Source organism: Terricaulis silvestris (assembly GCF_009792355.1).
GTDB classification, from domain to species: Bacteria; Pseudomonadota; Alphaproteobacteria; order Caulobacterales; family Aquidulcibacteraceae; genus Vitreimonas; species Vitreimonas silvestris.
Map to the genome: position 1 here is coordinate 3,050,737 of NZ_CP047045.1, position 20,516 is coordinate 3,071,252.

14 protein-coding genes are annotated in these 20,516 nt (G+C 62.2%); 4 read left to right on the plus strand and 10 right to left on the minus strand.

Features of this window, described 5'->3' with window-relative positions:
- Positions 1-21: 21 nt before the first annotated feature.
- The 3 genes from DSM104635_RS15605 to DSM104635_RS15615 form a co-directional block, all read right to left on the minus strand.
- Complete coding sequence (locus DSM104635_RS15605) at positions 22-1,269, minus strand: TCR/Tet family MFS transporter (protein ID WP_158767097.1); 1,248 nt, start codon at positions 1,267-1,269, stop codon at positions 22-24.
- Between the two features lie 44 nt (positions 1,270-1,313).
- Positions 1,314-1,619, minus strand: coding sequence for a four helix bundle protein (locus DSM104635_RS15610; RefSeq protein ID WP_407703494.1), 306 nt, complete (start codon positions 1,617-1,619; stop codon positions 1,314-1,316).
- A gap of 65 nt (positions 1,620-1,684) precedes the next feature.
- Positions 1,685-2,854, minus strand: a complete 1,170-nt coding sequence (locus DSM104635_RS15615; RefSeq protein WP_158767099.1) for a PA0069 family radical SAM protein — start codon at positions 2,852-2,854, stop codon at positions 1,685-1,687.
- A 564-nt stretch (positions 2,855-3,418) separates the two neighbouring features.
- Between DSM104635_RS15615 and DSM104635_RS15620 the strand changes: the two genes are divergently transcribed.
- Together DSM104635_RS15620 and DSM104635_RS15625 are read left to right on the plus strand one after the other, a co-directional pair.
- A complete protein-coding gene (locus DSM104635_RS15620; RefSeq protein WP_158767100.1) occupies positions 3,419-3,799 on the plus strand; it encodes a dihydroneopterin aldolase in 381 nt (126 codons plus the stop codon).
- Positions 3,796-4,545, plus strand: a complete 750-nt coding sequence (locus tag DSM104635_RS15625) for an SDR family oxidoreductase (RefSeq protein ID WP_158767101.1) — start codon at positions 3,796-3,798, stop codon at positions 4,543-4,545. Before DSM104635_RS15620 ends, DSM104635_RS15625 begins: the two co-directional genes overlap by 4 nt.
- On the opposite strand, the gene DSM104635_RS15630 is transcribed toward DSM104635_RS15625, so the two are convergent.
- Positions 4,542-4,904 carry a dihydroneopterin aldolase gene (locus DSM104635_RS15630; protein WP_158767102.1) on the minus strand — a complete coding sequence of 121 codons (363 nt, stop codon included), beginning with the start codon at positions 4,902-4,904 and terminating at the stop codon, positions 4,542-4,544. The two genes, DSM104635_RS15625 and DSM104635_RS15630, sit on opposite strands and share 4 nt — an antisense overlap.
- A 14-nt stretch (positions 4,905-4,918) precedes the next feature.
- Positions 4,919-5,752, minus strand: a complete 834-nt coding sequence (locus DSM104635_RS15635; RefSeq protein WP_158767103.1) for an EamA family transporter — start codon at positions 5,750-5,752, stop codon at positions 4,919-4,921.
- 256 nt (positions 5,753-6,008) lie between these two features.
- On the opposite strand from DSM104635_RS15635, the gene DSM104635_RS15640 reads away from it, so the two are divergent.
- The gene (locus DSM104635_RS15640; RefSeq protein ID WP_158767104.1) at positions 6,009-7,268 is read left to right on the plus strand and encodes a saccharopine dehydrogenase family protein; all 1,260 of its coding nucleotides are present in this window, start codon (positions 6,009-6,011) and stop codon (positions 7,266-7,268) included.
- Here the strand turns inward: DSM104635_RS15640 and DSM104635_RS15645 are convergent.
- Entirely contained in the window at positions 7,265-8,467 is a 1,203-nt protein-coding gene (locus tag DSM104635_RS15645) for a pyridoxal phosphate-dependent aminotransferase (RefSeq protein ID WP_158767105.1), read from the minus strand. The genes DSM104635_RS15640 and DSM104635_RS15645 overlap by 4 nt on opposite strands.
- Before the next feature lie 214 nt (positions 8,468-8,681).
- Here DSM104635_RS15645 and DSM104635_RS15650 point away from each other — a divergent pair, with 214 nt between their 5' ends.
- Positions 8,682-10,856 (plus strand): TonB-dependent receptor plug domain-containing protein, encoded by a 2,175-nt coding sequence (locus DSM104635_RS15650; RefSeq protein ID WP_158767106.1) that lies wholly within the window; start codon positions 8,682-8,684, stop codon positions 10,854-10,856.
- A gap of 77 nt (positions 10,857-10,933) precedes the next feature.
- Here DSM104635_RS15650 and rpoC read toward each other — a convergent pair whose 3' ends face one another.
- The 4 genes from rpoC to rplJ all read right to left on the minus strand — a co-directional run bounded on the left by rpoC (position 10,934) and on the right by rplJ (position 20,468).
- On the minus strand, positions 10,934-15,091 hold the full coding sequence (gene rpoC, locus DSM104635_RS15655; RefSeq protein ID WP_158767107.1) for a DNA-directed RNA polymerase subunit beta': 4,158 nt from the start codon (positions 15,089-15,091) through the stop codon (positions 10,934-10,936).
- 106 nt (positions 15,092-15,197) lie between these two features.
- A complete protein-coding gene (gene rpoB / locus DSM104635_RS15660; RefSeq protein ID WP_158767108.1) occupies positions 15,198-19,292 on the minus strand; it encodes a DNA-directed RNA polymerase subunit beta in 4,095 nt (1,364 codons plus the stop codon).
- 235 nt (positions 19,293-19,527) lie between these two features.
- The gene (rplL, locus tag DSM104635_RS15665; protein WP_158767109.1) at positions 19,528-19,896 is read right to left on the minus strand and encodes a 50S ribosomal protein L7/L12; all 369 of its coding nucleotides are present in this window, start codon (positions 19,894-19,896) and stop codon (positions 19,528-19,530) included.
- 56 nt (positions 19,897-19,952) lie between these two features.
- Complete coding sequence (rplJ, locus tag DSM104635_RS15670; protein WP_158767110.1) at positions 19,953-20,468, minus strand: 50S ribosomal protein L10; 516 nt, start codon at positions 20,466-20,468, stop codon at positions 19,953-19,955.
- Positions 20,469-20,516 lie beyond the last annotated feature (48 nt).

The window sequence follows — 20,516 nt, forward strand, 5'->3', positions numbered from 1 at the left end:
TCCCTGGGGTCGGAGGCGACCTTAGCTCGCCCCGCCTGCCTCGGGCAACGCGGAAGCGGGCTGACGGGCGCCAACGCGAAGAAAGATGATCAGCGACAGGATGGCCAATCCACCGGAAAGCAGGAACACCGCGCCTGGAAAGTAGATTTGCGCGTCGGCGCGCGAGAAATGGCCGAGCGTTTGCGTCAGCAGCAACGGCCCGATGATGGTCGTGAGGCTCATCATGCTGGCGACGCCGCCCTGTAGCTCACCCTGTTGATCCGGCGGCGCCTGCTTCGACATTATCGCGTTCATCGCGGGATAGGCGAGCCCCTGCACCGCACCCGCAGCCAGAGCGATGTAAACCCACGACGTCGTCGTCGCGAACGCCAGCATCAGCATGCTCGCCGTGCCAGACATGACGCCGATGATCGCCGCGCGATATTCGCCGATCTTCGGCACCACGCGGCCAACCAAATAGCCCTGCGTGAAAATCATGCACACGCCGACGAACCCGAGCGACAACCCGATCTCGAACTCCGACCAGTTGAGATTGATCTTGGCAAAGAACGACCACGTGCTCGGGTAAACCTGGTGCGCCAGCTGCCATAGGAACACCGCGCCCGCGATGGCGAGGATCGCCGGGAATTTGCTAAATGCTGTGAACGTGCCGATCACATTGGCGCGCTTCCAATCAAAGGCGCGCCGCCGCTCCTTCGGCAAACTCTCCGGCAGCACAAACAGGCCGTATAAGAAGTTGAGCGCGCCCAGCGCCGCCGCCGCGAAGAATGGAGCACGTGGGCCAAGCTCGCCCAGGAAGCCGCCAATGGTCGGGCCGACGATGAAACCGATCCCAAACGCCGCGCCGATCAAGCCGAAGCTCTGCGCACGCTTCTCCGGCGGCGTGACGTCGGCGATGTAGGCCATCGACGGCGAGTACACGGCGCCCGCAATGCCCGCGATGGCGCGCCCGATGAACAGCAACGCCACCGTCGGCGCGAAACCCATCAGCATGTAATCGAGCGCGAACGCGGCCAGCGAAAACAGCAATACCGGCCTGCGTCCGAACCGATCGCTGAGATTGCCCAGGATCGGACCGCACACGAATTGCAGCACCGCGTATGTCGTTAAGAGGAAGCCGGCGAGGATCGTCACATCCGAAAGCGACTGCCCGGTGATCTCCACCAACAGCTGCGGCATCACCGGCATGACGATGCCGAACCCGATCGTGTCGATCAGGATGGTGAGAAAGATAAACGCTAAGGCGTGCTTGCTTGGTCCGCGCGACATCATTCGGCTCCGCCCGGCAGTCGGCAATCGGCAATCGGCAATCGCTACTCCTGAAGTGACTTGATAAGGCCACGGAGCATCTTTCCAACGGTCTCGGACTGTTCCAGCACCTTCGCGCCATCAACGCCGAGGACACGCTCCGAAAGCATCACGTGAGTTTCAAGCTCTTTGCATGAACCCTGGGCGATCCGCAAAAACTGAATATACGAGCCTGTGCTTTCTCGCCCGTATCCCTCCGCGATGTTTGCCGCGATCGAAACCGAGGCACGGCGCGTTTGTGAGGTTAATCCATACAGCTCGTCGCGGGGAAAATCTCTGGTGAGACCATAACACATCTCCGCGAGCGTCATGGCCTCACGCCAAACTCGTAAGTCGCGATATGCTTGCAAGACCTCCATACCATCCCCCTGATAGACTACTGATCTGACTCACGAACCATGCCAGCACTAGGCGTGCGGTTGCTTTCGTATCGCACATCGGCTTGTTTTTCGCGATTGCCGACTGCCGATTGCCGACTGCCGCCATCAAACAAATCTGGCTGCCCGTTCGTTTCGAGCGGCCGGCGGAATTGCGTGTGATCCAGCGCCAGGCGCGGCTTGTCCAAGCCCAAACGCCGTGACGCTTTCGCAAACCGATCGGCGATCAGCTGTGCGTACGGCCCTTCGCCTTTCTGTCGCTTGCCCCATTCGGGATCGTAATCCAGCCCGTTACGCATCCCGCGCACCAAAGTCATCACCCGCGTCTTGCGATCCGGGAAGTGCTTGCTCAGCCATTCGCGGAACAGATCCTTGATCTCCAGCGGCAGCCGCAACACCACATAGCCGGCCGACGTCGCGCCCGCCTTCGCGCATTCTTCCAGAATCGCTTCGATCTCCCGATCGTTGATCGCCGGCACAATCGGCGCGACCATCACCGTCGTCGGCACACCGGCTTGCGCCAACATGCGTATCGTCTCGATGCGCCGGTGCGGCGCTGCCGCGCGCGGCTCCATCACGCGCGAAATACGACGCTCCAAAGTCGTGACCGAGATCGCCGCTTTCGCCAACCCGCGTTCCGCCAAACGCGCCAGAATATCGATGTCGCGCACCACGAGTTGGCTTTTGGTGATCAGCGCCACCGGGTGACGCCACCTCTCCATCACTTCAAGCAACGCGCGGGTGACGCCATATCCGCGCTCAATCGGCTGATAGATGTCGGTGACGCCGCCCAGCATGATGGTCTTCGGCTTGTAGCTCGGCTTGGAGAATTCCTTCTCCAACAACTCTGCCGCGTTCGCCTTCACGAACAGCTTGGTCTCGAAATCCAAGCCCGGCGACAAACCCACGTAGGCGTGGTTCGGCCGCGCGTAGCAATAGATGCAGCCGTGCTCGCAGCCCCGATACGGGTTGATCGACTGATCGAACGAGATGTCGGGGCTGGTGTTGGTGGAGATGATCGACTTCGCCAGCTCCGGCGTGACGATCGTCTCGAACGGCTGCAGCTCCTCCTCGGACCAGCCGTCATCGAAGGCTTCGCGGGCAAAGCGCTCGTACCGGCCGCTCGCATTGGTGCGCGCGCCCCTGCCGCTCAGAGGGTCCTTGGTCATGGCGGCTAGGAGTATAGTCCTACGTTAGAACAAATCAAGAACATGTTTGAATACGGCCTAAGTGCCGCCCTCATCGGCATCGTCATCATCACGGAAGACGCAGAGTGATCTGGATGATCGAAATTATCGAAGTAATTTCAGCCGTCTGTTCGATGGTGACCGCTGTTGCGACACTTCTCCTAGTGATCTGGAGACGCGGCGAGGACAAAAGGGACGATCTGAAGCGCGCAGCAAAAAGGGCTCCGGTCATCCGGAGCCCTTCAGCAGTTCTCGATTTTCATAGCGCTCTGCCTGTTTCTTGCGCCCTTTCGTGGGCTTGGGATCTCGGGCTAAAGCGCCTTACGAGACGATTTGCGCAGCTTGGTTCAGCGTGGCGAACGCGGCCGGGGCGAACACTGCCAGAGCGGCGACGAGGGCATAAAACTTGGTCATTGGTGGCTCCGTTTGGCTCTCGGATCACCATCGATCCGATACATAGAACCTAATCGGCCGTTAGCCCTATTGCCGTGACGGTGGTCACGCTCCGTGCTTGCGCTCTGTAACCACAGCACTTAGCCAATCCCCATGTCCGCCGACGCGCCCTCCACGGTCTCAATCGCCATGCGCGGCATCGATCTCAACGTGCGCATCGGCGAGCACGCCTGGGAGAAGGGTGAAGCGCAGCGGCTCACGCTCGACATCACGCTGACGTTCGCCTTCGCCGACTACACTGGCCGTCTCGGCGGCTATGTCGATTACGACCCGCTGCGCGATTTCCTGAAAGACTTGGAAAGCCGCCCGCACACTGAGCGCCTTGAAACACTCGCGCGCGATATCCTCACCGCATGCTTCGCACTCACGCCCGCCGCGCGCACGCAGCTCTCGATCCTGAAGCGCGATATCTTTCCAGAGATGGCCGGCGTCGGGTTGGAATACGACGTTGCACGCACGGACTTCGGCGCATGACGCGCGGCTGTGTTCTCGTCACCGGCGCCGGCAAGCGCGTGGGTAGCGCGATCGCGGCGCGTTTGGCGCGCGATGGCTGGGCAGTCGCGCTGCATTGCCACGAGTCACGCGACGGCGCCGACAAGCTCGCAGCCGAGATTCGCGCGAACGGCGGCAAGGCCGATGTAGTTCAAGCCAACCTCTCAGACGAAGGCGAAGCAAGCGCACTTTGCGATGCCCTCGCCGCACGGGGCGATTGGCTTGGTCTGATCAACAGCGCCGCGAGCTTCACGCCCGATGACATCGCTTCGTTCGCTTATGACGCCGCAGCCGCGCAGTTGCGCTTGAATCTGATTGCACCGGTGTATCTCGCGCGACGTCTTGCTTCCGCACTCCCCGCCAATGCGCGCGGCTTTGTCACCAGCATTGGCGATCAAAAAGTCATCAACCCGAACCCGGACTTCCTGTCCTACACCCTCTCCAAGCTCGGCCTCGCCAACGCCACTTCAACGCTCGCCATGGCGCTGGCGCCGCGGGTGCGGGTGAATTGCGTGTTGCCGGGGCTGATGCTGCCGAGCGGCGATCAAACAGCTGAAAACTTCCAGCGCGTGCACGACGCCAATCTGTTGAAGCGCGGCGCCACGCCGGAGGATGTGGCTGACGCCTGCGCCTATCTCGCCAGCGCCGAGGCCGTCACCGGCGCGACGATTGCCGTGGACGGCGGCCAGCATCTCGTGCCGTCAGCGCGCGATGTGATGTTCGACTAACGCTCGCGCCGGATTGAGACCGACACCAAGCCATCGCCAGAAAGCACCGACGGCTTTTTCACCGTCACCTCAACCCAGCGCGCCCGCTCGCTCAGCGACAAGCAATGCCCCGCGACGCGGTCGGCCAGCGTTTCGATCAAATGCGCGGGCGCGCCCAGGTCATCGCGGATGAAGTGCAAGATACGGTCGTAGTCCACCGTCGCGCCAATCCGATCGTGCTCCGGATAAGCCGGCGGATTGGCCAGCGCCATCGTCACGGAAATCCGTACTTCCTGCGGGTTCGCACGCTCGGGCTCCGGCACGCCGACGCGCACCAGCGCCTTGGCGTCCTCGATGCGGATAATCTGGAGATCGGCCATCGTGGCCCTTCTACTCAGGCAAACGCGATCAGGCCAGCGCCAGCGGCCACCACGACCGCGCCCAGCCACCGCCGCGACCCTAGATGCTCGCGCAGGAAGAGAAACGCGATGATCGCGCCGAACACCACGGACGTCTCCCGCAACGCCGTCACCTGCGCGATCGGCGCAAACGTCTGCGCCCACAGCACCAGACCGTAGCCGGCGAACGAAATCACGCCGATGAAAATGCCCTTCAACGGCTGCACGGCCGCATCCTTCAAGAGCTGCCGCCCGCGCCGCCAGAACGCGAACGCGATCATCGGCACGCCCATGATCCCGGAGGTCCACGCCACATAGATCAGCGCATCGCCGCCAGCGCGCGCGCCCAACGCGTCGATCAGCGAGTACGCGGCGATGCAAACGCCAATGCTCAGCGCCCACAGCGTCGCCTTCAGCGGCGCGCGCGGACTAAAGCCCACCAGCAGCACGCCGACCGACACCAAAGCCACGCCGATCATCTTTACCACGGGCGGAATCTCGTGCGCCGTGATCGCCGCGCCGAACGCCACCAGCATCGGCGCCGAACCGCGCGACAGCGTGTAGATGTGGCTCATGTCGCCGGCGTCGTAGGCGCTGAACAGCGTGTACCAATAAACCAGATGGATCAGCACCGAGGCGATCAGATACGGCCACGCTGCCGCAACGGGAGGCGGCAACAGCAGCGCAACCACGCCCCATGTCAGCATGCCGCCGACCGCAATCAGAAACGCATCGGCGATCCGATCCCCGCGCCCGCCCTTCAACGCCGCATTCCAGCTGGCGTGAATGAGCGCGGATGTCAGCGCGGCGGCGATGGCGAGAGGCGGCATGTTGTGCGCGAATGACTACAGCACGCCGACAGCTCGTAACATGCGACCCAACCTCCACCCATTCCCCGGGCGATGCGCAGCATCGAACCGGGGACCCATGAACACGGAGCGAGCCGCGAGAAGCGCGTCTGTGAGCCGTACTTGCCTTGAACCCGCCGGTGTTCATGGGTCCCCGGTTCTCGGCTAGCGCCGAGCCCGGGGAATGGGTGCGTGGGTGAAACGGCTGTGCTAATGCGGCTCACGCGGGAGGACGCGCATGAGCGCACAGGAATTCGACGTCATCGTCTATGGCGCGACCGGCTTCACGGGCCGCTTGGTCGCCGACTATCTGCTGAAGACGTACGGCGTTGGCGGTGAGGTACGCTGGGCCATGGCAGGCCGCGACCGCGAAAAGCTCAAAGCCGTCAGCATAGAACTCGGCGCACCGATGGATCTGCCGCTGATCACGGTCGCGAGCGGCGAACTCGACGCCCTGGCCAATCGCGCTCGCGTCATCATCACCACCGTCGGCCCCTATCAGCTCTACGGCGAAGGTCTGCTCGGCGCGTGCGTGAAAGCCGGCGTTGACTACATCGATCTCTGCGGCGAGCCGAACTGGATGGCGGCGATGATCGCCAAGTACGAAACGCAGGCCAAGCAAACCGGCTCGCGCATCGTGTTCTCCGGCGGCTTTGACTCGATCCCGTTCGATTGCGGCGTTTGGTATTTGCAAGGCAAAGCGCGCGAACGCTTCGGCCAACCGGCGCAACACGTGCGCGGCCGCGTGCGCAAGATGAAGGGCGGCGCGTCCGGCGGCACCATGGCGTCGATGCTCGCCACCTTCGAAGCCGTGCGCCGCGATCCTAGAATCGGCGAACAGATGCTCGATCCCTTTGCGCTTTCGCCCGAGCAACTCGTGCCGCAACCCTCCGGCGAAGGCGCCGTGAATGACGCGGATATCCCGACCTGGTCGGCGCCGTTCATCATGGCGACGATCAACACCAAGAACGTACACCGCACCAATGCGCTGACCAACTATGCCTATGGCCGCAATTTCACCTACGACGAAATGATGATGACCGGCGAAGGCGACGACGGCGAAAAACGCGCCAACGCCGCGGTGAAGTCATCCAACATGCAGCGCACATTGTTGGGTTTTGCGCCGACGCGCGCGTTGCTGAAGCAATTCGCGCTGCCGAAGCCCGGCCAAGGCCCATCGAAAGAAGAGCGCGAGAACGGTATGTTCGACGTGCTGTTCGTCGGCAAAACACCGGACGGCCGCTCGATCCGCACCAGCGTCTATGGCGAGAAAGATCCGGGCTACGGCTGTACGTCCAAGATGATCAGCGAAGCCGCACTCTGCTTGAACGACACGCCCCGCTCCACCACACCCGGCGGCATCTACACCCCCGCCGCCGCCATGGGCGACGCGCTGATCGACCGCCTGCAAGCCCGCGCCGTGCTGCGCTTTCAAGTGGAAGATGAAGTGAAGCAGGTGCGCGCCGGCCCGCTTCCGCCGGATTATCAGACGGCCTAGCTCAAGCTGCCGCAGAAGCGCTGGATGCGCTGGCACGCGTCTTCCAGACACTCCGTCGCTGTCGCGTACGAAATGCGGAAGTTTGGCGAGAGCCCGAACGCGCCGCCGTGCACGAGCGCCACGCCCTCCGCTTCCAGCAGCTCAATCGCAAACGCTTCATCGTTCTCGATCACCTTGCCGTTCGGCGCTTTCTTTCCGATCAGCCCAGCGCACGACGGGTACACGTAAAACGCGCCCTCTGGCGTCGGACACTTCAGGCCCTGCGCCTGGTTCAGCATCGACACGACCAGATCGCGCCGGCCCTGAAACAGCTTCTTGTTCTTCGGAATGAAGTCCTGCGTGCCGTTTAGCGCTTCGACCGCAGCCCATTGCGAGATCGAGCATGGGTTCGACGTCGTCTGCCCCATCACGTTCGACATCGCCTTGATCAGCCATTCCGGCCCACCGGCGTAACCGATGCGCCAGCCCGTCATTGAGTACGCTTTCGACACGCCGTTCATCGTCAGCGTACGGTCGTACAAACGCGGCTCGACTTGTGCGATCGTCGTAAACTCGAATTCGCCGTAAGTCAGATGCTCGTACATATCGTCGGTGATTATGAGCACGTTCGGGAAATCGAGCAGCACCGCCGCGATCGCTTTAAGCTCCGCCGCGGTGTAGGCCGCGCCCGACGGGTTAGACGGCGAGTTCAGCAGCACCCACTTCGTCTTCGCCGTCATCGCTTTGCGCAGCGCGTCGGGCCGCACCTTGAAGCTATCCTCCAGCGTCGTATCGACGACCACCGGCGTGCCGCCGCACATCAGCGCCATGTCGGGATAGCTCACCCAATACGGCGCCGGGATCACGACTTCGTCGCCAGGATTGAGCGTGGCTTTCCACGCGTTGAAGATCACCGGCTTGCCGCCGGGCGAGACGTTGATCTGCGTGCGCTTATACTCGAGCCCGTTCTCGCGCTTGAACTTGCCGACGATGGCGTCCTTCAGTTCCGGAATGCCATCGACATCGGTGTATTTGGTTTTGCCGTCTTGGATCGCCTTGATCGCGGCCGCCTTGATGTTGTCCGGCGTGTCGAAATCCGGCTCGCCTTGCGAAAGCGCAATGCAGTCGCGGCCCGCGGCTTTCAGCGCGCGCGCCTTGGCGCTCATGGCCATTGTGGCCGACGGTTTTACGCGCTTCAGGGCTTCAGAAACGTTGCTCATGATCTCGCTCGATTCGCACGAGCCGGACCTTAGGGCAATTCACGATTCAATGCAGGAAAGCCGTGGCAAAACGCCGTTTTTGCCGGGGCCGAGGGGCGCCGTCGCCGCGGTTTCGGCTTATTTTGGCATCTTCGACTGACGTTCGCCGCGCGACGCAGCCGCTTCGCAGAGCTGTTATTGCCGCCGTAACCGAACGCGCCGATCAGTTCCCCTCATGGGGATCGGACGACGCCTGACATGGCTCGCGACGGCATCGCTCGCGCTTAGCGCGGCGGGCCTTGCACACGCGCAACAAACGCCGCAGCCGCAGCCGGCCGCGCCGCCTGAAGCGGCGGAGGAAGAGATCGATGAGTCCGACGATATCGTCGTCCTCGCCGAACCTGGCGACCAGGTCCGCATCGATCGCCGCACCTACACGTTGCGCGACGATCCCGCCGCCCAAAGCACGGACATGTTCGAAGTGCTGGGCAAAGTGCCCGCGGTCAGCGTGGCGCCCTCGGGCGCGGTGACGCTCCTCGGCGCCGACAACGTCACAATTCAGATCAACGGCCAGCCGGTGCCGGGGCAAAACCTCGAACAAGTTCTGCGCGGCATTACCGGCGCCTCGGTCGAGCGCATCGAGGTCATCACCAACCCGTCCGCACAATACTCCGCCGCGGCGTCAGGCGGCATCATCAACATCATCACGCGCCAGCGCTTCGACACCGGATTCAGCGGCACGGTGCAAGCCAGCTACGACACATTGGACTCCTACCACGCCGGGTTCTCGCCGACGTGGTCGAAGGGGCCGTGGTCGATCAGCGGCAGCATCGGCGCCTTTGGCGGCACGCAAAACAGCCATTTCCTGCGCACCCGCGAAATCTTCGCCCCGGCGAATACCACCGTCGAAGAAGGCGCACAGAATATCGATTACAGCGGCTTCTACGCGAGCCGGCTGCAAGTCGGCTATCAGATCGATCCGCGCCGCCGCGTCAGCGTAGCGCTCGACGGTGTCAGCGCCGACAACGAAATCGAACGCGCGACCTCCACCAGCGATAGCGGCGGGCCACTGTCCGATCAGCTCACGCTGGTGGACAATGATTTCGACAACCGCCAGCTCATTTTCGACGCGCAGCAAACCGGCGAACAGCCGCGTCAGTCGGTGAAGTTCAACAGCGTGCTGCAGCGTATTACGTTCAGCTCGGGCCAAGACATCACCATCGAACCCGATGGCGGCCCCGTGCAGCACTTCCTCGCGAACTTCGAGACCGAGTCGGTCATCACCAATTCCAAGCTCGACTTCGAGCAACCCGTCGGCGAAGAGCGCTTCCTCACCTTCGGCGCCGCGTTCGACACCGCCGAGCAGGACATCGAAAACACGCGCGAGACGGTGGCTGGCCCGCCGGCAATTCCGGATTTCGACGCCCTGCTCGAAGGCGTGCAACAGACGGCGGCGCTCTACGGCACCTTCCAATTCCGCACCGGCGATTGGACCTGGCTGCCCGGCGTACGCGGCGAGAGCTACCGCCGCGAGGTGGTCTCCGGCGGAATCGAGAGCGACACCACGGACGAACGGATCTTCCCGAGCCTTCACATCCGCCGCAGCCTCGGGTCATCGGTCGAACTCGACGTCAGCTACACCCAGCGCATCCAGCGCCCCGGCTTCCAGCAGCTCGATCCATCGCTGCGCTTCATTGACGTTGATCGCGCGCTGAGCGGCAACCCGGACCTCGAACCTGCGATCACCGACGCCTACGAAGCCAACCTCACGTTCCAGCGCAACGGCGCAAGCTTCGGCCTCACCTTCTACGACCGCATCACGACGGACGTCTTCTCACCATTCGTAGAAGTGAACCCGGACGGCATCATCGTCCAGCGGCCCGTCAACGCCGGCGAAAGCGAACAACGCGGCCTGCAAGCCATCCTGCGTGGGCCGATTGGCGACAACTGGCGCTACTCGCTCACCGCCAATGTGCTTAACCGCGAGTTCGACGTGTTGAATGGCGCGACGCTCTCGTCGCGCAGCGAGTTCGAGTACGACGGCGTCGCCCAGATCGATTATAGCGACGAAGATCAGGTTGAGATCGGCGCCGACCAAGTGCAACTCGAAGTCCGCTTCCAAGGCCCGCGCCACACGCTGCAGAGCGACTTCGACGAATTCATCGTCGCCAACGCCACCTGGCGCCGTCGGCTGACGCCGCAACTGTTCGGCGTCATCGCGGTGCAGGACATCTTCTCAAGCCAGGATCAAATCCAGGAAACGCTCACGCCGAACTATTTCGAGCGCAGCGAAACCCAGAGCCCGGGCGCGCGACTCCGCTTTGCCCTCACCTACCAATTCGGCGCCGCCACCGGCCGCCCGCCGCCGCCCGATCAGCCCATGGGTCCGCAGATTCCAGGTGGCGGTTAGTACGGCGCACAAAGTTAAACGGCCCGGGATTGCTCCCGGGCCGTTTTCGTTTTTTTTTCTTGGACGTTTCCTCTGCCTTACTCGGCCGCTTCCGGCTGACGCAGGCGAGCTGCGTCTTCCGCGCGTTCGATCGCCAGTTGCTCGTCGCGCTCGGCGGCGAGTTTCTGGTAGCGGCGCAATTGGCCGCCCGTGCCCGCCGGGATCAGACGCCCGACGATCACGTTTTCCTTCAAGCCCTCGAGCGTGTCCGACTTGCCGTACGAAGCGGCTTCGGTGAGTACGCGCGTGGTTTCCTGGAACGACGCGGCCGAGATGAACGAACGCGTCTGCAGCGAGGCCTTGGTGATGCCGAGCAGCATCGGCTGAGCCGTCGCACCCGTCAGACCAAGTTCGACGACGCGCTTGTTCTCGTCCTCGAGATCCAACGCTTCGACGGCTTCGCCCTTCAGGAATTCGGTGTCGCCGGATTCCATGATCTCGACCTTCTGCAGCATCTGGCGAACGATCACCTCGATGTGCTTGTCGTTGATGGGCACGCCTTGCAGGCGATAGACCTTCTGAATTTCCTCAACGAGGTAATTCGCCAGCGCTTCGACGCCCAAGATGGAGAGGATGTCCTGCGGCGCGGGGTTGCCGTCGAGCAGGTAATCGCCCTTCTTCACGAAGTCGCCTTCTTGCACCGGAATGTGCTTGCCCTTCGGGATCATGTACTCGAACGGCTCGAGGCTTTCGTCTTCCGACACGACACGCAGACGGCGCTTGTTCTTGTAGTCCTTGCCGAACTCCACGCGGCCATCGCTTTCCGAGATGATGGCGTGATCCTTCGGACGACGGGCTTCGAACAGTTCCGCCACGCGCGGCAGACCGCCGGTGATGTCACGGGTTTTGGCGCCGCCCGTCGGCATACGTGCGAGGTCTTGGCCAGGCGTAACGTCATCGCCGTCGGTGATCGAGAGAATGGCGCCGACCGGGAGCGCGTAGGTTTTCACCACGACGCCTTTGGCGTTAAACACCGAGATCGCTGGCTTCAGATCGCCGCCGCGCGCGGTCGAGCGCCAGTCGATGATCACCTTCGACGAGATGCCGGTGGCTTCGTCGAACTCATCGCGCGCCGAAATTCCATCGACGACGTCTTCGAATTTCGCCTTGCCGGCCGTTTCGGTGAGGATCGGCGTAGCGTAGGGATCCCATTCAGAAATCCGGTCGCCGCGCTTGATCTTCGACTTTTCGTCAACCCGCAGACGCGCGCCGAACGACAGCTTGAAGCTTTGACGCTCCTTGCCTTCTTCGTCGACCACCACGGCTTGCATGCCGCGGCTCATGACGATGAGTTCGCCAGCGGCGTTCTTCACGGTGTTGCGGTTCACGAAGCGGATCGAACCGTCGTGCGCCGATTCCATCACCGATTGCTCGGCGACCTGCGCCGCGCCGCCGATGTGGAACGTGCGCATGGTGAGCTGCGTGCCAGGTTCACCGATCGATTGCGCCGCGATGACGCCGACCGCTTCGCCGATATTGACCTGCGTGTTGCGCGCGAGGTCGCGGCCATAGCAAGCGCCGCAGACGCCCGTGCGGGTTTCGCACGTCAGCACCGAACGCACCTTCACGGCTTGCACGCCGGCCTTCTCAATCGCGACGACAGTATCTTCGTCGAGGAACGAGCCGCCGGGCGCCACGATCTTGCCGTTGCCCGGATCAACCACGTCCACCGCCGCGGTGCGGCCGAGGATGCGGGTGCCGAGCGAAACGACGATGTCGGCGCCGTCGATCACCGGCACCATCTGGATGCCGTCCTGCGTGCCGCAGTCTTCTTCCGTGATGATGCAATCCTGCGCGACATCGACCAGGCGGCGCGTCAGATAGCCCGAGTTCGCGGTCTTCAGCGCCGTATCCGCGAGGCCCTTACGGGCGCCGTGGGTCGAGTTGAAGTATTCGAGAACCGAAAGGCCTTCCTTGAAGTTCGAGATGATCGGAGTCTCGATGATTTCACCCGACGGCTTGGCCATCAGGCCGCGCATGCCGGCGAGCTGCTTCATCTGGTTCTTCGAACCACGTGCGCCCGAGTGCGCCATCATGAAGACGGAGTTGAGTTCGCCCAGGCGGCCATCCTTGAGTTTGGCCGGCTTGGACGCTTCTTCCATCATCGCGTCAGCGACTTTGTCGGTGCACTTCGACCAAGCGTCGACAACCTTGTTGTACTTCTCGCCACGCGTAATGAGACCATCCGCGTATTGCTTCTCGTACTCAGCCGCGCGCTTGCGGGTTTCTTCGACCAGCGTTTCCTTCGCCTTCGGCACAACCATGTCGGCCATACCGAACGAGATGCCGGCCTTGGCCGCTTCCTTGAAGCCGAGCTGCATGATGCGATCGGCGAAGATCACCGTCGCCTTTTGACCGCAGAAACGGTAAACCTGATCGATCAGGTTGCCGACTTCCTTCTTGGTCATGGTCTGATCGAGCAGCTTGTGGCTGATCTTCGGGTGACGCGGCAGCAGTTCCCCAAGCTTCATCCGGCCCGGCGTGGTGTCGATGGTCAGACGCAGCGGCTTGTTGTCGGCGTCGACCGTTTCAAAGCGCGCTTTGATCTTGCTGTGCAGCGTGACAACGCCGGCTTCCAGCGCGGACTCGATTTCACCGATCGTGCCGAACACCTTGCCTTCGCCCGGCTCGCCATCCTTCACGGTCGACAGATAATAGAGACCCAGAACGATATCCTGCGACGGCACGATGATCGCCTTGCCGTTCGCCGGCGAGAGGATGTTGTTCGTGCTCATCATCAGCACGCGCGCTTCCAGCTGCGCTTCGAGCGACAGCGGGACGTGCACGGCCATTTGGTCGCCGTCGAAGTCAGCGTTGAACGCGGCGCAAACCAGCGGATGCAGCTGGATCGCCTTGCCTTCAATCAGCTTCGGCTCGAACGCTTGGATGCCCAAGCGGTGAAGCGTCGGCGCGCGGTTCAGCAGAACCGGGTGCTCGCGGATGACTTCTTCGAGCACGTCCCAAACTTCGGGACGCTCCTTTTCCACCATGCGGCGCGATTGCTTCACGGTGCCCGACAGACCCTTGATGTCGAGGCGCGCGTAAATGAACGGCTTGAACAGCTCGAGCGCCATCTTCTTCGGCAGGCCGCACTGATGCAGCTTCAGATCCGGACCGACGACGATGACCGAACGGCCAGAATAGTCGACGCGCTTGCCGAGCAAGTTCTGGCGGAAGCGGCCTTGCTTGCCCTTCAACATGTCGGCGAGCGACTTTAGGGGCCGTTTGTTGGCGCCCGTGATGACGCGGCCGCGGCGGCCGTTGTCGAACAGCGCGTCGACAGCTTCCTGCAGCATCCGCTTTTCGTTGCGAATGATGATGTCCGGCGCGCGGAGCTCCATCAGACGCTTCAGACGATTGTTGCGGTTGATGACGCGGCGGTAGAGGTCGTTCAGATCCGACGTCGCGAAGCGGCCGCCATCGAGCGGCACCAGCGGACGCAGTTCCGGCGGGATCACCGGCACGACCGTCAGGATCATCCATTCCGGCTTGTTGCCCGAACGAATGAACGCTTCCACCAGCTTCAGACGCTTCGCCAGCTTCTTCGGCTTCAGTTCCGAAGTGGACTCAGCAATTTCCTTGCGCAGCTGCTCCGCCTCTTTTTCGAGGTTGAGCGCCATCAGCAATTCGCGCACGGCTTCGGCGCCGATCGACGCGGTGAAGCTGTCTTCGCCGTATTCGTCTTGCGCGCGGATATAGTCTTCTTCGGTCAGCAATTGCTTGGCTTCGAGCGGCGTCAGGCCAGGCTCGAGCACGATGTACTGTTCGAAGTACAGCACGCGCTCGATGTCCTTCAGCGCCATGTCGAGCATCAGCGCGATGCGGCTCGGCAGCGACTTCAGGAACCAGATGTGCGCGACCGGCGCCGCAAGCTCGATGTGGCCCATGCGCTCACGGCGCACGCGCTGCAACGTCACTTGCACGCCGCACTTTTCGCAGATGATGTCCTTGTACTTCATCCGCTTGTACTTGCCGCACAGGCACTCGTAATCCTTGATCGGACCAAAGATGCGCGCACAGAAGAGGCCGTCGCGTTCCGGCTTGAACGTACGGTAGTTGATGGTCTCAGGCTTCTTGATCTCGCCGAAGCTCCACGAGCGGATCTGCTCGGGGCTCGCGATCGAGATCTTGATCTGATCGAACACCGGCGCCGGCGGCTGATTGCCGAACGTGTTGTTGATCAGGTCTTGGTTCATTGCATTCATCGTTTTGACCTTCCGTCGCTCCGGTGTGCGGCCAGAGCAGCCGTGGGTTCATTCTCGAATTATCCGGCGCGCCTCACCCGAGACGCGCCGGCTATTGCTATTCGGCAGCCTTCAGCTTCACGCCGTCGATAAGTTCCACGTTGAGACCAAGCGAGCGCATTTCCTTCACGAGCACGTTGAACGACTCGGGGATGCCCGCTTCGAACGTGTCGTGGCCGCGCGTGATGGCCTCGTAGACCTTGGTCCGGCCGGCGACGTCGTCGGACTTCACCGTCAGCATTTCCTGGAGCGTGTAGGCCGCGCCGTAAGCTTCGAGCGCCCACACTTCCATTTCGCCGAAGCGTTGACCGCCGAACTGCGCCTTGCCGCCCAGCGGCTGCTGGGTGACGAGCGAATACGGACCGATCGACCGCGCGTGGATCTTGTCGTCCACCAAGTGGTGCAGCTTCAGCATGTAGATATAGCCGACGGTGACGGGACGCTTGAACGTCTCGCCGGTGAGGCCGTCCTTCAGCATGACTTGGCCGGTTTCGGAGAGGCCCGCTTCCTTCAGCATGGCGCGGATGTCGCTATCCTTGGCGCCATCGAACACGGGCGTTGCGATCGGCACGCCCTTTTCGATGTTATGCGCCAGTTCACGGAGCTCTTCCGTGTCCTTCGGCAGCTGTTCCTTTTCGCCGTAGACTTCGCGCAGCTTCTTCTCGAGCGGCTTCTTGTCGCCGTCTCGCTCAAGCACGCGCAGCGCTTCACCGATCTGCTTGCCAATGCCGGCGCAGGCCCAACCCAAGTGCGTTTCCAGAATCTGACCGACGTTCATACGCGATGGCACGCCCAGCGGGTTCAGCACGATGTCGACATGGGTGCCGTCATCCAGGAACGGCATGTCTTCGACAGGCACGATCTTCGAGATGACGCCCTTGTTGCCGTGACGGCCGGCCATCTTGTCGCCCGGCTGCAGCTTGCGCTTCACCGCGACGAACACCTTGACGACCTTCATCACGCCCGGCGGCAGTTCGTCGCCGCGGGTGAGCTTGTCGACCTTGTCGGCGAAGCGCGCATCGAGACGCTTCTTGGCGTCGTCGTATTGCTTCTTCAGCGCTTCGATTTCGGTCATGCCGGCTTCGTCTTCGATGCCGAACTGCCACCATTGGCCGTGGCTGAACTGCTCGAACGCGTCAGCTTCGATCACGCCCTTCTTGAAGCCCTTCGGCCCAGTAGTTGCGGTCTTGCCGAGCAGGATTTCCTGCAGACGGCCGAAGATGTTGCGTTCCAGGATCGAGAGTTCGTCGTCGCGGTCCTTGGCGAGCCGTTCGATTTCTTCCTTCTCGATCTGCAGCGCACGTTGGTCCTTATCGACGCCGTGGCGGTTGAACACGCGCACTTCGACGACGGTACCATTGACGCCCGGCGGCAGACGCAGAGACGTGTCGCGCACGTCCGAGGCCTTTTCACCGAAGATGGCGCGCAGCAGCTTTTCTTCCGGCGTCATCGGGCTCTCGCCCTTCGGCGTCACCTTGCCGACGAGGATGTCACCTGGCTCGAGTTCGGCGCCGATCGCCACGATGCCGGCTTCGTCGAGGTTGCGCAGCGCTTCCTCGCCGACGTTCGGGATGTCGCGGGTGATTTCTTCCGGGCCGAGCTTGGTGTCGCGGGCGGCGACTTCGAACTCTTCGATGTGGATCGAGGTGAACACGTCGTCTTTGACGATGCGCTCAGAGATCAGAATCGAATCTTCGAAGTTGTAGCCATTCCACGGCATGAACGCGACCAGCACGTTGCGGCCGAGCGCCAGTTCGCCGAGGTCAGTCGAAGGCCCGTCAGCGATGATGTCGTCGGCTTTCACCAGATCGCCCACGCGAACGATCGGGCGCTGCGTGATGCAGGTGTTCTGGTTCGAGCGCTGGAACTTCAAGAGACGATAGATATCGACGCCGGGTTTCGCCGGGTCTTTCTCTTCCGTCGCACGCACAACGATACGCTGGCTGTCCACCTGCTCCACGATGCCGGTGCGGCGCGCGGTGATGGCGGCGCCGGAATCGCGTGCGACCGTGCCTTCCATACCCGTGCCGACGATCGGTGCATCTGCCTGCAGCAGCGGCACCGCTTGGCGTTGCATGTTCGAGCCCATGAGCGCGCGGTTGGCGTCGTCGTTCTCGAGGAACGGGATCAGCGCCGCGGCGACCGAAACAACCTGCTTTGGCGACACGTCCATGAGATCGATTTCGTCGCGCGGGATCAGTTGCGCTTCGCCGCTTTCACGGGCTTGCACCAGATCTTCGGTCAGGTTGCCCTTCGCGTCGATCTGCGCGTTGGCCTGTGCGATCTTGTGCTTGGTCTCTTCCATCGCCGAGAGATAGACGATCTCCGACGACGGCTTGCCGTGCGAAACCTTGCGGTACGGGCTCTCGATGAAGCCGTACTTGTTGACGCGCGCGTGCGTCGCCAGCGAGTTGATCAGGCCGATGTTCGGGCCTTCCGGCGTTTCGATCGGGCAGATGCGGCCGTAATGCGTCGGGTGCACGTCGCGGACTTCGAAGCCCGCGCGCTCACGCGTCAGACCCCCCGGACCCAGCGCCGAGAGACGACGCTTGTGCGTGATCTCTGACAAGGGATTGGTTTGGTCCATGAACTGCGAGAGCTGCGACGAACCGAAGAACTCGCGCACGGCGGCGGCCGCCGGCTTCGCATTGATCAGATCGTGCGGCATCACCGTCTCGATATCGACGGACGACATGCGCTCTTTGATCGCGCGTTCCATGCGCAGCAGACCGATGCGGTACTGGTTTTCCATCAGCTCGCCGACCGAACGCACCCGGCGGTTGCCGAGGTTGTCGATGTCGTCGATTTCACCACGGCTGTCGCGCAGATCGCTGAGCGTGCGCAGCACTTCGAGGATGTCTTCCAAGCGCAGCACCCGGATGGTGTCATCCGTGTCGAGGCCCAGGCGCATGTTCATCTTCACACGGCCGACGGCCGAGAGATCGTAACGCTCGCCATCCGAGAACAAGCCGTTGAACAGCACTTCCGCGGTGTCGATCGTCGGCGGTTCGCCGGGACGCATAACGCGGTAAATGTCGAACAGCGCTTGTTCGCGGTTCTCGTTCTTGTCGAGCTTCAGCGTGTTGCGGATGTAGGGGCCGTTGGTCGCCGGCTCGATGTCGAGGATCGGCAGTTCGTCGATGCCCGCTTCGATCAGCGTCGCCAGCACGTTTTCGCTGAGCGCGTCGCCCGCTTCGCAGAAGATTTCGCCGGTTTCGGCGTTGACGATGTCTTCGGCGATGTAGCGGTCGAACAAATCTTCCGACGGCACCTGGATATCGACGACGCCGTCTTCCACCAGCTTGTTGGCCAAGCGGGCGGCGATCTTCTTGCCGGCTTCGGCGACGACCTTGCCGGTCTTCGCGTCGACGAGATCATAGGTCGGCTTCACACCGCGCCAGCGTTCGGCGCGATACTTGGTGGTCCAGCCCGAGCGCGTGCGCTTGTAGACCGACGATTGGTAGAACGTGGAAAGGATCTGCTCGCTCGACATGCCGAGCGCATAAAGCAGCGTCGTCGCCGGCAGCTTACGCTTGCGGTCGATACGCACGAACATCACGTCCTTGGCGTCGAATTCGAAATCGAGCCACGAGCCGCGGTACGGGATCACGCGCGCCGCGAAGAGCAACTTGCCCGAAGCGTGGGTCTTGCCCTTGTCGTGATCGAAGAACACGCCCGGCGAACGGTGCATCTGAGACACGATCACGCGCTCGGTGCCGTTCACAACGAACGTGCCTTTGTCCGTCATCAGCGGAATGTCGCCCAGATAGACGTCTTGTTCTTTGATGTCCTTGACGGACTTCGCGCCGGTTTCTTCGTCCGTTTCAAAGACGATCAGGCGCAGCTTCACCTTCAGCGGCGCGGCATAGGTCATGTCGCGCTGCTGGCATTCTTCGACGTCGAACTTCGGCTCTTCGAATTCGTACGAGACGTATTCGAGAACCGCACGGTCCGAGAAATCACGGATCGGGAATACCGACCGGAACACGGCCTGCAGACCTTCATCGATGCGCTCGTAGGAACGCTCGTCTTTCTGCAGGAATTGATCGTAGGAGCTTCTTTGCACCTCGATCAGGTTCGGCATCCGACCCGCTTCAGGGATCTTGCCGAACGACTTACGGATACGTTTCTTACCGGTGTAGGACAGAACCATTTCGTCTCGATCTTCCCAATGCGCGCTGCGCTTAGTTGCGGACCCCGGCCACTAGGCCCGCCAAGCGCGGCACATGAGCCGCCTAGTCGCCCCTGAATTCGCGTTTCGCGCCGCGAACCCGACCCCTGACGAAGCAACCCCGGGCGGTGGGAGCTCCGGCGCGTCTGTGGTCCAGACACGCAATCGCGGAAGCGGAGCCCGTTTCCGGGCCCGGCTTCCGCTTGCTGTTTGCGAGTTACTTCAGATCGACCTTGGCGCCGGCTTTTTCAAGTTGTGCCTTGAACTTTTCGGCATCGGCCTTGTTCACGCCTTCCTTCACCGGCTTCGGCGCGCCTTCGACCAAGTCCTTGGCTTCTTTCAAGCCCAGGCCAGTGATCGCGCGCACTTCCTTGATGACTTCGATCTTCTTGTCGCCAGCAGCGGTGAGTTGGACCGTGAACTCGGTCTTCTCTTCCACGACGGCGGCGGGACCGGCGGCGGCGGCAACGGCGACCGGCGCAGCAGCGGAAACGCCCCACTTTTCTTCTAGCATCTTGGACAGTTCGGCCGCTTCCAGAACGGTAAGGGCGGAAAGGTCTTCGACGATTTTATCGAGATTTGCCATGATCTTAGTTCCTGACGTTAGTCTGTGTGTTCAATGCGAAAATGCGGAAATGACGGTTAGGCGGCGTCCTTGGTCGCGTAAGCGTTGAGAACGCGGGCCAGCTGACCAGCAGGCGCTGCCAGCACGCCGGCGATCTTGGTCGCGGGCGCCTGCACCAGGCCGATGATCTTGCCACGCAGCTCGTCGAGCGAAGGCAGGGTGGCGATTGCCGTAATGCCTTGCTTGTCGAGCAGCTGGTCGCCGAAAAGGCCGCCAATAATGACGAACTTCTCTTTTTCCTTGGCGTACGCGACAGCGACCTTGGCGGCCGCGATCGGATCCGTGGAATAGGCGACGGCCGTCGGCCCAGTGAACAGGTCAGCGGCGGACGCCTTGGGCGTGCCGTCGATCGCGAGTTTCACGAGCCGGTTCTTCACAACTTTCAGCGAGCCGCCAGCTGCACGCAGCCTGGTACGCAGCACCGTCATGTCCGCAACGGTCAGTCCGGAATAATGGCCAATGACCATCACGCCGGCGCCGGCGAAGACGCCTTTCAGCGATTCCACCGTTTCGGCCTTCTGAGCACGATCCATTGCGGTCTCCTCAGTTGGGCCACCGGACAATCCGATGCGCCCTCGAAG